The 13585-nt window shown below is 71.5% G+C and carries 10 protein-coding genes; 3 read left to right on the forward strand and 7 right to left on the reverse strand.

From position 1 onward, the window contains the following. Positions 1-13: 13 nt before the first annotated feature. On the reverse strand, positions 14-1051 hold the full coding sequence (locus tag ACFV9J_RS15105; protein WP_385354200.1) for an oxidoreductase: 1038 nt from the start codon (positions 1049-1051) through the stop codon (positions 14-16). A 66-nt stretch (positions 1052-1117) separates the two neighbouring features. Here ACFV9J_RS15105 and ACFV9J_RS15110 point away from each other — a divergent pair, with 66 nt between their 5' ends. Continuing rightward, positions 1118-2080 carry an FAD-dependent oxidoreductase gene (locus ACFV9J_RS15110; protein ID WP_385354202.1) on the forward strand — a complete coding sequence of 321 codons (963 nt, stop codon included), beginning with the start codon at positions 1118-1120 and terminating at the stop codon, positions 2078-2080. A 32-nt stretch (positions 2081-2112) separates the two neighbouring features. Here the strand turns inward: ACFV9J_RS15110 and ACFV9J_RS15115 are convergent, their stop codons facing one another. Next, entirely contained in the window at positions 2113-3849 is a 1737-nt protein-coding gene (locus ACFV9J_RS15115) for a BCCT family transporter (protein ID WP_385354207.1), read from the reverse strand. 80 nt (positions 3850-3929) lie between these two features. Then, entirely contained in the window at positions 3930-5228 is a 1299-nt protein-coding gene (locus ACFV9J_RS15120) for a M14 family zinc carboxypeptidase (RefSeq protein WP_385354209.1), read from the reverse strand. 434 nt (positions 5229-5662) lie between these two features. Between ACFV9J_RS15120 and ACFV9J_RS15125 the strand changes: the two genes are divergently transcribed. Further along, positions 5663-7159: a M1 family metallopeptidase gene (locus ACFV9J_RS15125; protein ID WP_385354211.1), complete on the forward strand. Its 1497-nt coding sequence runs from the start codon at positions 5663-5665 to the stop codon at positions 7157-7159. 25 nt (positions 7160-7184) lie between these two features. Here the strand turns inward: ACFV9J_RS15125 and ACFV9J_RS15130 are convergent, their stop codons facing one another. Together ACFV9J_RS15130 and ACFV9J_RS15135 are read right to left on the reverse strand one after the other, a co-directional pair. After that, positions 7185-7670, reverse strand: coding sequence for a macro domain-containing protein (locus tag ACFV9J_RS15130; RefSeq protein ID WP_385354213.1), 486 nt, complete (start codon positions 7668-7670; stop codon positions 7185-7187). 41 nt (positions 7671-7711) lie between these two features. Beyond that, the gene (locus tag ACFV9J_RS15135; protein WP_385354215.1) at positions 7712-9181 is read right to left on the reverse strand and encodes an amino acid permease; all 1470 of its coding nucleotides are present in this window, start codon (positions 9179-9181) and stop codon (positions 7712-7714) included. Positions 9182-9418: 237 nt separating this feature from the next. Here ACFV9J_RS15135 and ACFV9J_RS15140 point away from each other — a divergent pair, with 237 nt between their 5' ends. Continuing rightward, a complete protein-coding gene (locus ACFV9J_RS15140) occupies positions 9419-10126 on the forward strand; it encodes a MerR family transcriptional regulator (protein ID WP_385354217.1) in 708 nt (235 codons plus the stop codon). 9 nt (positions 10127-10135) lie between these two features. Here ACFV9J_RS15140 and ACFV9J_RS15145 read toward each other — a convergent pair whose 3' ends face one another. Together ACFV9J_RS15145 and ACFV9J_RS15150 are read right to left on the reverse strand one after the other, a co-directional pair. Further along, entirely contained in the window at positions 10136-12316 is a 2181-nt protein-coding gene (locus tag ACFV9J_RS15145) for a 3-hydroxyacyl-CoA dehydrogenase NAD-binding domain-containing protein (protein WP_385354219.1), read from the reverse strand. A 43-nt stretch (positions 12317-12359) separates the two neighbouring features. Beyond that, the gene (locus ACFV9J_RS15150) at positions 12360-13574 is read right to left on the reverse strand and encodes an acetyl-CoA C-acetyltransferase (protein ID WP_385354221.1); all 1215 of its coding nucleotides are present in this window, start codon (positions 13572-13574) and stop codon (positions 12360-12362) included. Between the last annotated feature and the right edge of the window lie 11 nt (positions 13575-13585).

The following is a 13585-nucleotide window of genomic DNA, read 5'->3' on the forward strand; positions in this document are numbered from 1 at the left end:
CAGACCGTAGATGTTAGCCGCGGCCCGGCGCGCCCCGGCTCACCGCCGTCACCAGCACGCTTCCCGGCGTCCGCGCCACCACGAAGGCCTCCCCCTTCACCGCGCCCGCGTCCAGGGCGACGCGGTGGGCGCCCGGTCCGAGTACGCCGTCGAAGACCTCGCGGACGTGCGTGCGGTGCAGGCGGTCGAGGCGGTAGGCGGTGAGTCGCACCCGGCAGGGCGAGGTGACCTCGACGTCCGCGCCCGCGGCGCTCGCCGTGAGGCGGGTCAGCCGGCGGCCTTCGGCCGGGCCCGGGGCCAGGGCGTGCTCGATCTGGGCGACCAGCACCGGGACGATCGGGGCGAGGCCGTCGACGTGGGCCGCGTCCACCCCGGCGGCCGCGAAGGCGCGGCCCACCGAGGCGCGCTGTTCACCGGTGACCGCCCGGCCGAAGGCGACGGCGCCGTAGGTCCGCAGTTCGTCGGCCGGGACGTCGCGGGCGTCCTGGGTGATGTCGGCGCCGATGCCGATGGTGCGCAGCGCCGCGGCGAGCCTGGCGAGCAGGGCGACGCGGGCGCCGATGAGCAGGACCCGGCGGCCGGGGTGCGCGGAGCCGTCGAGCAGGGTGGCGAGGGCCGCGCGGTACTCGGCGCCGGAGAAGCGGTAGGGGCCGATGCCGTGGTAGGCGTTCAGCTCCAGGTCGGCGTGTTCAGCGGTCTGCCAGGCGAAGTCCCGCCAGACGAAGTCGTCGCCGTCCCGCAGGATCACGGCGGTCACCGCGCCGCAGGCCAGGTCGGCGCACTCGGGGCAGCCGTAGATGACGTACCGGCCGTCGGGCAGCGGCGCGTCGGCCTCCAGGAGCAGGCCGCGGACCTGCGCGGTGAAGATGGCGGGCGGTACGTCGGAGGCGAGCGGGGAGACGGCGTCCAGATCGGAGAGCCGGAACAGGAGGGGGCGTCCGTCGACGACGAAGTCCGTGAAGTCGCGGTGCACCTGGAAGTCGCCGTCGGCGTGGACTTGGCCGGCGCGCGTCGCCGGGGCCAGACCGAAGGTCGCGTACTCGGCAGCCATGCGGTGAGTATTCCCTCGGCCGGGCCTCTTGGAGCACGCCGCCGGGCGTTCGGTTAACGTCCTGGTGTGGAAACCGAACTGGATGACGAGCGGGATGGCGAAGTCGTCGTGGTCGGCGGCGGGGTGATCGGGCTGACGACGGCCGTCGTCCTCGCCGAGCGGGGCAGACGGGTGCGGCTGTGGACCCGGGAGCCCGCGGAGCGGACCACCTCGGTGGTCGCGGGCGGGCTGTGGTGGCCGTACCGGATCGAGCCGGTCGCGCTGGCCCAGGCCTGGGCGCTGCGTTCCCTGGACGTGTACGAGGAGCTGGCGGCACGGCCCGGGCACACCGGCGTACGCATGCTCGAAGGGGTGCTCGGCGAGACCGGTCTGGACGAGGTGGACGGGTGGGCCGCGGCCCGGCTGCCGGGGCTGCGCGCGGCGAGCGCCGCCGAGTACGCCGGGACGGGGTTGTGGGCGCGGCTGCCGCTCATCGACATGTCGACTCATCTGCCGTGGCTGCGGGAGCGGCTGCTGGCCGCGGGCGGCACGGTGGAGGACCGCGCGGTGACCGACCTGGCCGAGGCGGACGCGCCGGTGGTGGTCAACTGCACCGGCCTGGGCGCCCGGGAGCTGGTGCCGGACCCGGCGGTTCGGCCGGTGCGCGGGCAGCTGGTCGTCGTGGAGAACCCCGGCATCCGCAACTGGCTGGTCTCGGCCGACGCGGACTCCGGGGAGACGACGTACTTCCTTCCGCAGCCGGGGCGGCTTCTGCTGGGCGGCACGGCCGAGGAGGACGCCTGGTCGACCGAGCCGGACCCGGCGGTCGCGGAGGCCATCGTGCGGCGGTGCGCGGCCCTGCGTCCCGAGATCGCCGGGGCGCGGGTGCTCGCGCACCTGGTGGGGCTGCGGCCGGCCCGGGACGCGGTCCGGCTGGAGCGCGGGACGCTGCCGGACGGGCGGCGGCTGGTGCACAACTACGGTCACGGTGGCGCGGGCGTCACCGTGGCCTGGGGCTGCGCTCAGGAGGCGGCCCGGCTCGCCTCCTGACGCCGGTGTTCCGGTCGGCCGGACCGCGGGGGTCAGTCCTTGTGGTGCTTGCCGATCGGGTCGCCCTCCACCTCCGTGCCGGGGCCGGGACCGATCCGGATCTCGAACTCGCCCTCGTACTGCTTGTGACCCTCGATGACGGCCAGTTCGACGGCTTCGTTGGCCATCTCGCCGCGCACCATGAGCGGGTCGCGGCGCAGGTCGCGCATGAGCGCGACGCACATGAAGATCATCACGATGACGAACGGCGCCGCCGCGAGGATCGTGAGGTTCTGCAGACCGGTGAGCGCGTCCGCCTCGCCGCTGCCGATCAGCAGCATGATGGCCGCGACCGCGCCGGTCACCACGCCCCAGACGACCACCACCCAGCGGCTGGGTTCGAGCGCCCCCTTCTGCGAGAGCGTGCCCATCACGATGGAGGCCGCGTCGGCGCCGGAGACGAAGAAGATGCCGACGAGGATCATCACCAGCAGGCTGGTGGCGGTGGCGATGGGGTACTCCTGGAGCACGCCGAAGAGCTGGCCCTCGGGGGTCGAGTCGTCGCCCAGCCGGTTCTGCTCCTGCAGCCGCATCGCCGAGCCGCCGAAGATGGCGAACCAGATCAGGCTGACGGTGCTGGGCACCAGGATGACGCCGCCGATGAACTGACGGATCGTCCGGCCGCGGCTGATGCGGGCGATGAACATGCCGACGAAGGGCGTCCAGGAGATCCACCACGCCCAGTAGAAGACGGTCCAGCTGCCCAGCCAGTCCGCGACTCCCTTGCCGCCGCTGATCTCGGTGCGGCCGGCCATCTGGGGCAGGTCGCCGAGGTAGGCGAAGACCGAGGTCGGCAGCAGGTCGAGGATGAGGATGGTCGGGCCCGCGATGAACACGAACACGGCGAGCAGCAGGGCCAGCACCATGTTGGTGTTGGACAGCCACTGGATGCCCTTCTCGACGCCGGAGATCGCGGAGGCCACGAACGCCACCGTCAGCACCGCGATGATGCCGACGAGGAGACCGGTGCTGACCTTGTCCATCCAGTCGAGCTTCTCCATGCCGGAGCCGATCTGGAGCGCGCCGAGGCCGAGCGAGGCCGCGGAGCCGAAGATCGTCGCGATGATGGCCAGGATGTCGATGACCCGGCCGCCGGCGCCGTTGGCGTGCTTCTCGCCGATGAGCGGGGTGAACACCGCGCTTATGGTCTGCCTGCGGCGCCTGCGGAAGGTGCTGTAGGCGATACCGAGGCCGACCACCGCGTAGATCGCCCACGGGTGCAGGGTCCAGTGGAACAGGGTGGTGGCCATGGCCGTGGCCATGCGGTCGCCGGAGTCGGCCGGGCTGGTGCCGGGCGGGGGCGTGGTGTAGTGCGCCAGCGGCTCGCTCACGCCGTAGAACATCAGGCCGATGCCCATGCCCGCGCTGAACATCATGGCGACCCAGGACACGGTCTTGAACTCGGGTTCCTCGCCCTCGGCCCCGAGGTGGATGCGGCCGTAGCGGCTGGCCGCCAGCCAGAGGGCGAAGACCACGAAGCCGGAGGCGGCCAGCGTGAACGCCCAGCCGCCGTTGTGCAGCAGGCCACCGAGCATGCTGCTGGAGACGTCCTCCAGCGAATCGGTGGCGGCGGCGCCCCAGACGACGAACGCCAGGGTCAGGACGGCCGTGACGCCGAAGACGACGCGGTCGGTCCGGGGCCTGTGCTCGCGCCCCGGCAGGTCCGCTTCCGAACCCGGGAGCGCGCCTCTGTCGTGCTCTTCCTTGTCGCTTGGTCGGTCCTGCGTCACAGGCGGCACCTTTCAAGTCGATCAGGCCGAAAATACTCCTCCGCTACGCCCTTACCACGTAAGACGCGGAACTCACCTCCTCAGCAGCGGGCGTCCGGTTCACCCACCGTCACGTGGTATGTCGCGCGCTCGTCCAGGAGCAGCGGCACCAGGGCACGCTGCGACTGGCGCAGCGGTACGTAGGCGCCCTTCTCCCCGGTCGGGCGCGCCCGTACACCGTGCAGGGCGAGTTCGTCCCCGACGTCCCGGTACTGGGCGGGGGTCAGCCGGTAGCCGCAGGGCGGGTCCTGGATCACCTCGGAGGCCTCGGCCGGGTCGTTGTCCGCGCCGCCCAGGTAGACGGGTCCGGAATCGGACAGGCCCGCCCGGCGGGCGGCGCCCGTGGCCGCCTCCACGCGTCCGCGCCGCTCGTCGGCGAAGCGGAACATGCCGTCCAGGGCGGCGAGCTGGGAGTCCACCCGGCGCCGGTGGTTGAGGGCCGGGTCCTCGCGCTCGGCGTCGGTGAGGGCGTCGACACGGCTCTCGATGAGCAGGCCGACCGCGTGTTTCACGCCGGACATGTTGCGCAGGATGCGTTCCTGGCCGTCGCCGGCGGTCTGCTTGACGGGGTCGCCGGTCTCGGGATCGGTCCAGATGCCGTACGTGCCCGTCGAGTACCCGGCGTGCTCGGCGGCGGGGCGGACGTAGGCGCCGGACAGGGTGCGGGCCTCGTCGTGGACCGGCGTGCGGGTGTTGAGGTTGCGGGGCCAGAGGTCGAAGAGGTCCTTGTCGTAGTACGGGGGTGTGGCGCCGTACTCGTGCAGGTCGTAGATGACGTCGGGGCGCTCGTCGCGGACGACGGCGGCCAGGGCGCGGGCCTCTGCCGTCGCCAGCGCGAGGTGGTCGCGGTTGACGTCGACGCCGTCGCCGTTGCCGCGGGTGTCGGCGGCTCGGCCGTCGGGGTTGGCGGTGGGCACCACCAGCACGGCGGTGCGGTCCAGGAACCGCCGGGTCGCGCGGTCGGTGGCGTACGCGAGGTCCCGCACGGTGGTCAGACAGGCCTCGCGGCCGGAGGGTTCGTCGCCGTGCTGGCTGCACACCAGGAGGACCTTGCTGGCGGCGGAGGGCCTGCCGATGGTCACGAGCTGCAGGGGACGGTTCTGCTTCGTGGTGCCGATGCGGTCGAGGGTGACGCGGTCGCTCGCCCGGGCGGCGGCGGACAGGAGGGCCTGTTCCTCCGGCTGGGTGGTCCAGCGGGCGCCGTGGGTGCGCTCGAAGCCGGTGCGGGGCGCACGGGGTGCGGAGCCGTCGGCGTGGGCGGGTGCGGTGAGGAGGGACGGGGCCAGGAGGGACGCGGCGAGGGCCGCGGTGGTCGCGGTGAGGGTGCGCAGGCGGTTCATCGGCCTCCCTTCGGGACGCGGTGCGTGGGGTGCGGCGCGGGTGCCGGACAGGTGCTGCTCGTGCCGGCGACGGACCTGGTGAACGCGTGGGTGCCGCCGACGAACGGTACGCGGGCCGACGTGCGGGATCGGTCCAACGCGGGTGTCGGCGTGTCGGCGCAGGGGCCGAGGGGGCTCCGGTCGACGCGCACGGCGGACAGGTGGGCCGGGGCCGCCGTCGCGAGCGGTCTCCGGAGGGCGAGGCGCATGCGTATCGGCATGCGCGGACGGTACATCGGTCCACTCCCCCGCATAAGAGGGCCGGGGGCGACCCATGACGGCCGGATGGCGATCGTGTGACAGGAGTGGCCGTGGACATGACGGTGGGCGCAGGGGCTGAATAGGCTCCGAACGGATTCCGAACGGATCTCGTGCCCCTACGACTTGGAGCTTTCGTGCACCGCAGATTCATCGTGCCGGGCGCACTGGGCGCCGCCTCCCTCATGCTGGCGATCCCGGCGTCGGCGGCGGCCCACTCCCCCGGCGCTCCGGGCATCGGCGACCCCTACTACCCGGCCTACGGCAACGGCGGATACGACGTCTCGCACTACGACCTGCGCCTGAAGTACCAGCCGGCCACGGACCGGCTGGAGGGGACGGCGACGATCCTGGCCCGCACCACCGCGGACCTGTCGCGGTTCAACCTCGACTTCCTGCTGGACGTCGGCGAGGTGCGGGTGAACGGCGCCAAGGCCTCGTTCACGACCTCGGGCGAGCAGGAGCTGGAGATCACCCCGAAGAAGCCGCTGGACAAGGGGTCGCCCCTCACCGTCGTCGTCCGCTACAGCGGTGTGCCGTCCTCGAAGCAGGCGTTCGGCTTCACCAGTTGGCACCGCACCCCGGACGGCGGGATCGCCGCGAACGAGCCCGAGGCCGCGGCCTGGTGGTTCCCCAGCAACGACCACCCGCTCGACAAGGCCACCTACGACGTGTCGGTACAGGTGCCGGACGGCACCCAGGCGATCTCCAACGGCACCCTCCAGTCGACGAGTTCACGCCTCGGCTGGACGCGCTGGAACTGGCGTTCGGCCCAGCCGCAGGCCACGTACCTCGCCACGCTGGCGGTGGGGAAGTTCGACCTCACCACCGGTACCACGGAGGGCGGCATCCCGGTCGTCAACGCCTACAGCAGGGACCTGGGCGCGAACGACGGCGCGGCGCGGGCCAGCGTGGAGCGGACCGGGGAGGTCGCGGACTGGCTGAGCGAGTACTTCGGGCCGTATCCGTTCGACGCGCTCGGCGGCTACGTGCCGAACACCACCACCGGGTACGCGCTGGAGACGCAGACCCGGCCGTTCTACAGCCCGCGGCAGTTCGCCAACGGGTCGAACGTGTCCGTCGTCGTCCACGAGCTGGCCCACCAGTGGTACGGCGACCTGGTCTCGGTGCGCGGCTGGAAGGACATCTGGATCAACGAGGGCTTCGCGCGGTACGCCCAGTGGTTGTGGTCCGAGCACGAGGGCGAGGGCACGGCGCAGGAACTGGCCGACTACACGTACGCCTCGCACCCGGCCGACGACGCCTTCTGGACGGTGAAGCCCGGTGACCCGGGCCCGGAGAACCAGTTCGACGGCGCCGTCTACGACCGGGGCGCGCTGGCCGTCCAGGTGCTGCGCAACGAGATCGGGGACGGCGCCTTCTTCACCGTGCTGAAGGGCTGGCCCGCCAAGTACGCCCACGGCAACGCGTCCGTCGCCGACTTCCAGCGGTACGCCGAGGAGGTGTCGGGCAAGCCGCTGGCCGCGCTGTTCGACACCTGGCTGTTCCAGCCGTCGAAGCCGGACGCCCCGGCGGCGAGCGCCCGGTCCCTCGTGAAGGCCCCCGCGGCGGCGCCCGTACAGCCCCGTTCCTGGCGGAAGATCGCCGCGACGAACGACGTGCACGAGCACTGAGCGGACGGGCACTGAGCCGAAGGGCCTACGCGGCGTCCCCGTGGTCGTAGACGGTCACGGGGATGCCGCGCCGGGCGAGGCGGTCGGATATGAGCGGTTCCACGCGCGACCACTTGCCGCCGGCCAGGCCGCAGCCTATGCGGGGCATGTGCACGGACGCCTCCAGCTCGGCGGCCCGGTCGGCGACGCGGCCGAGCGCGGTGCCGATGGCCTCGTAGCGCACGGGGACGCCTTTGCTGCCGGTCCGTATGCCGTGCTGGCCGATCATGTTGGCCACCCACACGTACGGCTCGACCTGGACGAACTGGACCGCGCCGAGACCGAAGTCGTTGGCCGCGCGGTCGCGGTGCCAGGCGCGGTAGGCCGCCTCCGGCCGGGGCCAGCGGCGGGAGACGGCCAGGACGAAGCCCTTGCCCCAGCCCCCGAGGTCGTTGCACACGTGGGCGATCACCTTGACGCCCTTGACCGACGGCGCGGTGGCGTCACCCCGGACATAGCTGATCTCCGACATGACGCCACCGTAGGGGGTGCCACTGACAGTGGCCCCGGCCGTTACTCCCTCGGCGCCGACAGCTCCCGCTCGGCCTGCCGCGCCACCCGGCGCCGGACGCCGAACCAGCCGGCCACCAGCATCACCGCGATCACGGGCACCAGCAGCACGGTCTTGCGGCCGACCTCCTCGTCGTTCCACATCAGGCCGATGACCGCCAGCAGGAAGGCGATCGTCACGATCTCCGTGACGGGGCTGCCGGGCAGCCGGAAACTCGGCCGCTCGACCTGGCCCGCACGCGCCCGGCGGACGAACACCAGGTGGCAGATCATGATGATCACCCAGGTGCTGATGATGCCCAGGGAGGCGACGTTCAGCACGATCTCGAAGGCCTTGTTCGGCACCAGGTAGTTCAGCCCGACACCGAGGACGCAGACCGCGCAGGTCAGCAGGATGCCGCCGTAGGGGACCTGGCTGCGGCTCATCACGCCGGTGAACCTGGGCGCGGAGCCCGCCATCGCCATGGAGCGCAGGATGCGGCCGGTGGAGTACAGGCCGGAGTTCAGCGACGACATCGCGGCGGTGAGGACGACGAGGTTCATCACGTCACCGGCGGCCGGCACACCGATCCCCGACAGCACCGTGACGAAGGGGCTCTCGTCGCCCGAGTAGAGCGAACTCGGCAGCAGCAGGGCCAGGAGCACGACCGAGCCGACGTAGAACAGGGCCACCCGCCACATGATCGAGTTCACCGCGCGGGGCACGATCCTGTGCGGCTCGGCGGTCTCGCCGGCGGCGACGCCGACCAGCTCCAGGGCCGCGTAGGAGAAGATCACGCCCTGCATGACGAGGACCACGGGCATCACGCCGTGCGGCAGGATGCCGCCGTGGTCGGTGATCATGCCCATGCCCGGGGTCTGCCCGCTCACCTCGTGCTGGGTGGCGAGCAGGAAGATGCCGATCAGCATGAAACCGACGAGGGTGGCGACCTTGACGATCGCGAACCAGAACTCCATCTCGCCGAAGATCTTCACCGAGATCAGGTTCACGGCCAGCACCACCGCGAGGGCGACCAGGGCGAGCAGCCATTGGGGGATGCTCGTGAACATGCTCCAGTAGTGGGTGTACAGCGCGATCGCGGTGATGTCGGCGATACCGGTCGTGGACCAGTTCAGGAAGTACATCCAGCCGGCGACGTAGGCGCCCTTCTCGCCGAGGAACTCGCGCGCGTACGACACGAAGGATCCGGAGGAGGGCCGGTACAGCACCAGCTCGCCCAGTGCCTTGACGACGAAGAAGGCGAAGACGCCGGCGACGAGGTAGGCGATGGCGAGCGCCGGTCCGGCGTCGCGCAGGCGCCCGCCGGCGCCGAGGAAGAGGCCGGTGCCGATCGCGCCGCCGATGGCGATCATGTTGACGTGACGGGCCTTGAGGTCCTTGCTGTAACCGGCGTCGCCCGCGTCCGCGGGGATGGTTCCGGTCGCCTGGGGATGGGCGGCGACCTGTGCCGTGTCGACGGCGTCCTTGCTCACGGGTGGTTCCACTCTCTGGTGCGCTCGGGCGGGGTGCGCCCGAGTCGTCCGTACGTGTGTCTCGGGCCCGCACCACCCAATGACGCGGCACAGACCAAGACGGCACCTTCCCACGACGCTGCGTGCGCATGCGGTGGCTCATGTCACACAACGTGACTTCTCACAAGATCCGCCTCCGTTCTCCACCCGGTGCACAAGAGGTGTCACAGCATTGGTGGGACAGCGATACTGCTGCACATGACGACGACCGACACCGCGGAGCCGACCCTCACGATCGACGAGCTGGCCGCGCGGGCCGGCGTCACGGTGCGCACGGTCCGCTTCTACGGCACCAGAGGACTGCTGCCGCCGCCGGTGCTCGGTCCCCGCCGGGTGGGGCACTACGGCCGGGAGCACCTGGCGCGCCTGGCGCTGATCGAGGAGTTGCAGCACCAGGGCATGACGCTGGCCGCCATCGAGCGGTATCTCAAGCGGCTGCCGGACGACCTGAGCCCCCACGACCTGGCGCTGCACCGGGCGGTGGTGGCCTCCTGGGCGCCGGAGGCGGTGGAGCGGCTCACCCGCGAGGAGCTGGGCAGGCGGGCGGGGCGGCCGCTCACCGACAAGGAGGTGGACCGGCTGGGGGCGATGGACGTCGTGGTGCCCGACGGCGACGCCTACCGGGTGGACGTCGGGCTGCTCCGGCTCGGCGTCGAGCTGCTCGACGTGCCCTTCTCCCCCGAGACGGTCCTCGCCGCCCGCACCGCCCTCCTGGAGCACTCCCGCGCCGCCGCGCGCGACCTGTCGCGGCTGCTGCGCGACGCGGTGGCCGAACGGGAGGCGCCGGAGGTGCGGTCGCTGTCCGCCCACATGCACCCGCTGGTGGTGCAGGCGCTGCTGACCACGTTCCAGCGGTCGCTGCGCGAGGAGCTGCGGGAGTGGCTCGACAAGGAGGCCGGTGAATGATCCGGCGGCTCAGCGGCCGTCCGTGAAGACCTCCCCGTTGTCCGCCTTCTCCACCAGCAGGGCGGGCGGGGTGAAGCGCTCGCCGTAGCGGTCGGCCAGCTCGCGGGCCCGGGCGACGAAGCCCCGTAGGCCTCCCTCGTAGCCGTTGATGTACTGCAGGACGCCGCCGGTCCAGCCGGGGAAGCCGATGCCGAAGATCGAGCCGATGTTGGCGTCGGCGACGGAGGTCAGCACGCCCTCCTCCAGGAGCCGGACGGTGTCCAGCGCCTCCGAGAAGAGCATCCGCTCCTGCATGTCGGCGAAGGGGATCTCGTATCCCGGCTGCGTGAAGTGCTCCCGCAGCCCCGGCCACAGCCCGGTCCGCTTGCCGTCCTCGCCGTACTCGTAGAACCCGCCGCCGCCGGAGCGTCCCGGGCGGCCGAACTCGTCGACCATACGGTCGACGACCGCCTCGGCGGGGTGCGGCTCCCAGGTGCCGCCCGCCTCCTCCACCGCCCGCTTCGTCTCCTCACGGATCTTCCTCGGCAGTGTCAGGGTCAGCTCGTCCATCAGGGACAGCACCTTGGCCGGGTAACCCGCCTGGGCCGCCGCCTGCTCCACCGAGGCGGGCTCGATGCCCTCGCCGACCATCGCGACGCCCTCGTTGATGAAGTGACCGATGACCCGGGAGGTGAAGAAGCCCCGCGAGTCGTTCACCACGATCGGCGTCTTGTTGATCTGCCGGACCAGGTCGAACGCCCGTGCCAGCGCCTCGTCACCGGTCCGCTCCCCCTTGATGATCTCCACCAGCGGCATCCTGTCCACGGGCGAGAAGAAGTGCAGCCCGATGAAGTCGCCCTGCCGCTCCACCCCCTCCGCCAACGCCGTGATGGGCAGCGTGGAGGTGTTGGAGCACAGCAGGGCGTCGGGGGCGACGACGTGCTCGATCTCCTGGAACACCTTGTGCTTGAGCGAGGTGTCCTCGAACACCGCCTCGATCACCGCGTCACACCCCGCCAGATCGGCAGCCTCGGCGGTGGGCGTGATCCGGGCGAGCAGCGCGTCCGCCTTCTCCTGGCTGGTACGGCCCTTCGCGACGGCCTTGGCGCACAGCTTCTCGGAGTACGCCTTGCCCTTGAGCGCCGACTCCAGCGAGACGTCCTTCAGCACCACCTCGATGCCCGCACGCGCACACGAGTAGGCGATACCCGCACCCATCATCCCCGCGCCCAGCACCGCCACCCTGGTCACCTTGCGGGGCTCGACGCCCTTGGGGCGGTTGGCACCGGAGTTGACGGCCTGGAGGTCGAAGAAGAACGCCTGGATCATGTTCTTCGAGGTCTGGCCGGCGGCCAGTTCGACGAAGTAGCGGGCCTCGATGACCTGGGCGGTCTCGAAGTCGACCTGGGAGCCCTCGACCGCTGCGGCCATGATGTTGCGCGGCGCCGGGTAGGGGGCGCCGTTCGTCTGCTTGCGCAGGTTGGCGGGGAAGGCGGGCAGGTTGGCGGCGAACTTCGGGTGGGCGGGGGTGCCGCCGGGGATGCGGTAGCCGGGCCTGTCCCAGGGCTGGGCGGACTCGGCGTTGGCGTCGATGAAGGCGCGGGCCTTGGCGAGCATGTCCTCGCGGCTGTCGGCGACCTCGTCGACCAGGCCGTTCTCCTGGGCGCGGCGCGGGTTGTACTGGGTGCCCTGGAGGAGGACCTTCAGCAGGGCGTCGGTGATGCCGAGCATCCGTACGGTGCGGACGACGCCGCCGCCCCCGGGGAGCAGGCCGAGGGTGACCTCGGGGCAGCCGATCTTGGAGCCGGGCGCGTCGAGGGCGACGCGGTGGTGGCAGGCCAGCGCGATCTCGTAGCCGCCGCCGAGCGCGGCGCCGTTCATGGCGGCGACGACGGGCTTGCCGAGGGTCTCGATGCGGCGCAGGTTCCGCTTGATGGCCATGCCGCCGTCGAAGAGGTCCTGGGCGGTCTCCGGGGTGACGCGGATGAGGTCGCGCAGGTCGCCGCCCGCGAAGAAGGTCTTCTTGGCGGAGGTGACGATGACGCCGCGGACGGAGTCCTGCTCTGCCTCCAGGCGGTCGGTGACCGCCGCGAGGGAGTCGCGGAACGCCTGGTTCATGGTGTTCGCGGACTGGTCGGGGTCGTCGAGGACGAGGGTGACGACACCGGTGTCGTCCTGCTCCCAGCGGATGGTGGTGGGCTCGGTGCTCATGAGGGTGTGCTCCAGGTGATCCGTCGTATCCGTCGGGAGGGGGTCAGATGCGCTCGACGATGGTGGCGATGCCCATGCCGCCGCCCACGCACAGGGTGGCGAGGCCGTAGCGCTTGTCCTGGCGCTCGAGTTCGTCGACGAGGGTGCCGAGGATCATCGCGCCGGTGGCACCGAGGGGGTGGCCGAGCGCGATGGCGCCGCCGTTGACGTTGACCTTGTCCAGCGACAGGCCCATGTCCTTCACGAAGCGCAGGACGACCGCCGCGAACGCCTCGTTGATCTCGACCAGGTCGATGTCCTCGATGGCCAGCCCGGCCTTGGCCAGCGCCTTGCGGGTGGCCGGTGCGGGGCCGGTGAGCATGATGGTGGGCTCGGAACCGGAGACCGCGGCGGAGACGATCCGGGCGCGCGGCCGCAGACCGTGGCGGTCACCGACCTCCTTGGAGCCGATGGCGACCAGGGACGCTCCGTCGACGATGCCGGAGGAGTTGCCCGCGTGGTGGACGTGGTCGATCTTCTCCACCCAGTGGTACTTCTGCAGCGCCACGGCGTCGAAACCGCCCAGCTCGCCGATGTCGGCGAAGGACGGCTTGAGCTTCCCGAGGGAGTCGGCGGTGGTGCCGGGCCGCGGGTGCTCGTCGTGGTCGAGGACGGTGAGACCGGCGCGGTCCTTCACCGGCACGACGGACCGCTCGAAGCGGCCCTCCTTCCAGGCGGTCGCCGCCCGCTCCTGGGACAGGGCCGCGTACTCGTCCACGTCGCGGCGGGAGAAGCCCTCGATGGTCGCGATCAGGTCGGCGCCGATCCCCTGCGGGACGAAGTTGGTGGCGAGGTTCGTCATCGGGTCGTTGAACCAGGCACCGCCGTCCGAGGCCATCGGGACGCGGGACATGGACTCGACGCCCCCCGCGAGAACCAGGTCCTCCCACCCGGAGCGCACCTTCATGGCGGCCATGTTGACGGCCTCCAGACCCGAGGCACAGAACCGGTTCTCCTGCACACCGGCCACCGTGTCCGGCAACCCGGCCGCAATCGCCGCCACACGGGCGATGTCCGAACCCTGATCACCGACCGGACCCACGACACCGAGCACGATGTCGTCCACGGCGGCCGGATCCAGACCGGGGAAACGGGCACGGATCTCCTGGATGAGGCCGACGACCAGGTCGATCGGCTTGGTGCCGTGCAGGGCGCCGTTCGCCTTGCCGCGTCCACGCGGAGTGCGGATCGCGTCGTACACATACGCTTCGGTGCTCACTGGCGGGCCTT

Origin of the sequence: Streptomyces sp. NPDC059906 (assembly GCF_042730645.1) — a bacterium.
Lineage (GTDB): Bacteria > Actinomycetota > Actinomycetes > Streptomycetales > Streptomycetaceae > Streptomyces > Streptomyces rubrogriseus.

Coding starts and splice junctions, on each gene's coding strand:
- ACFV9J_RS15105 (WP_385354200.1), bottom strand. CDS start 1,051: ATGGCTGCCGAGTACGCGACCTTCGGTCTGGCCCCGGCGACGCGCGCC.
- ACFV9J_RS15120 (WP_385354209.1), bottom strand. CDS start 5,228: ATGAACCGCCTGCGCACCCTCACCGCGACCACCGCGGCCCTCGCCGCG.
- ACFV9J_RS15130 (WP_385354213.1), bottom strand. CDS start 7,670: ATGTCGGAGATCAGCTATGTCCGGGGTGACGCCACCGCGCCGTCGGTC.
- ACFV9J_RS15140 (WP_385354217.1), top strand. CDS start 9,419: ATGACGACGACCGACACCGCGGAGCCGACCCTCACGATCGACGAGCTG.
- ACFV9J_RS15145 (WP_385354219.1), bottom strand. CDS start 12,316: ATGAGCACCGAGCCCACCACCATCCGCTGGGAGCAGGACGACACCGGT.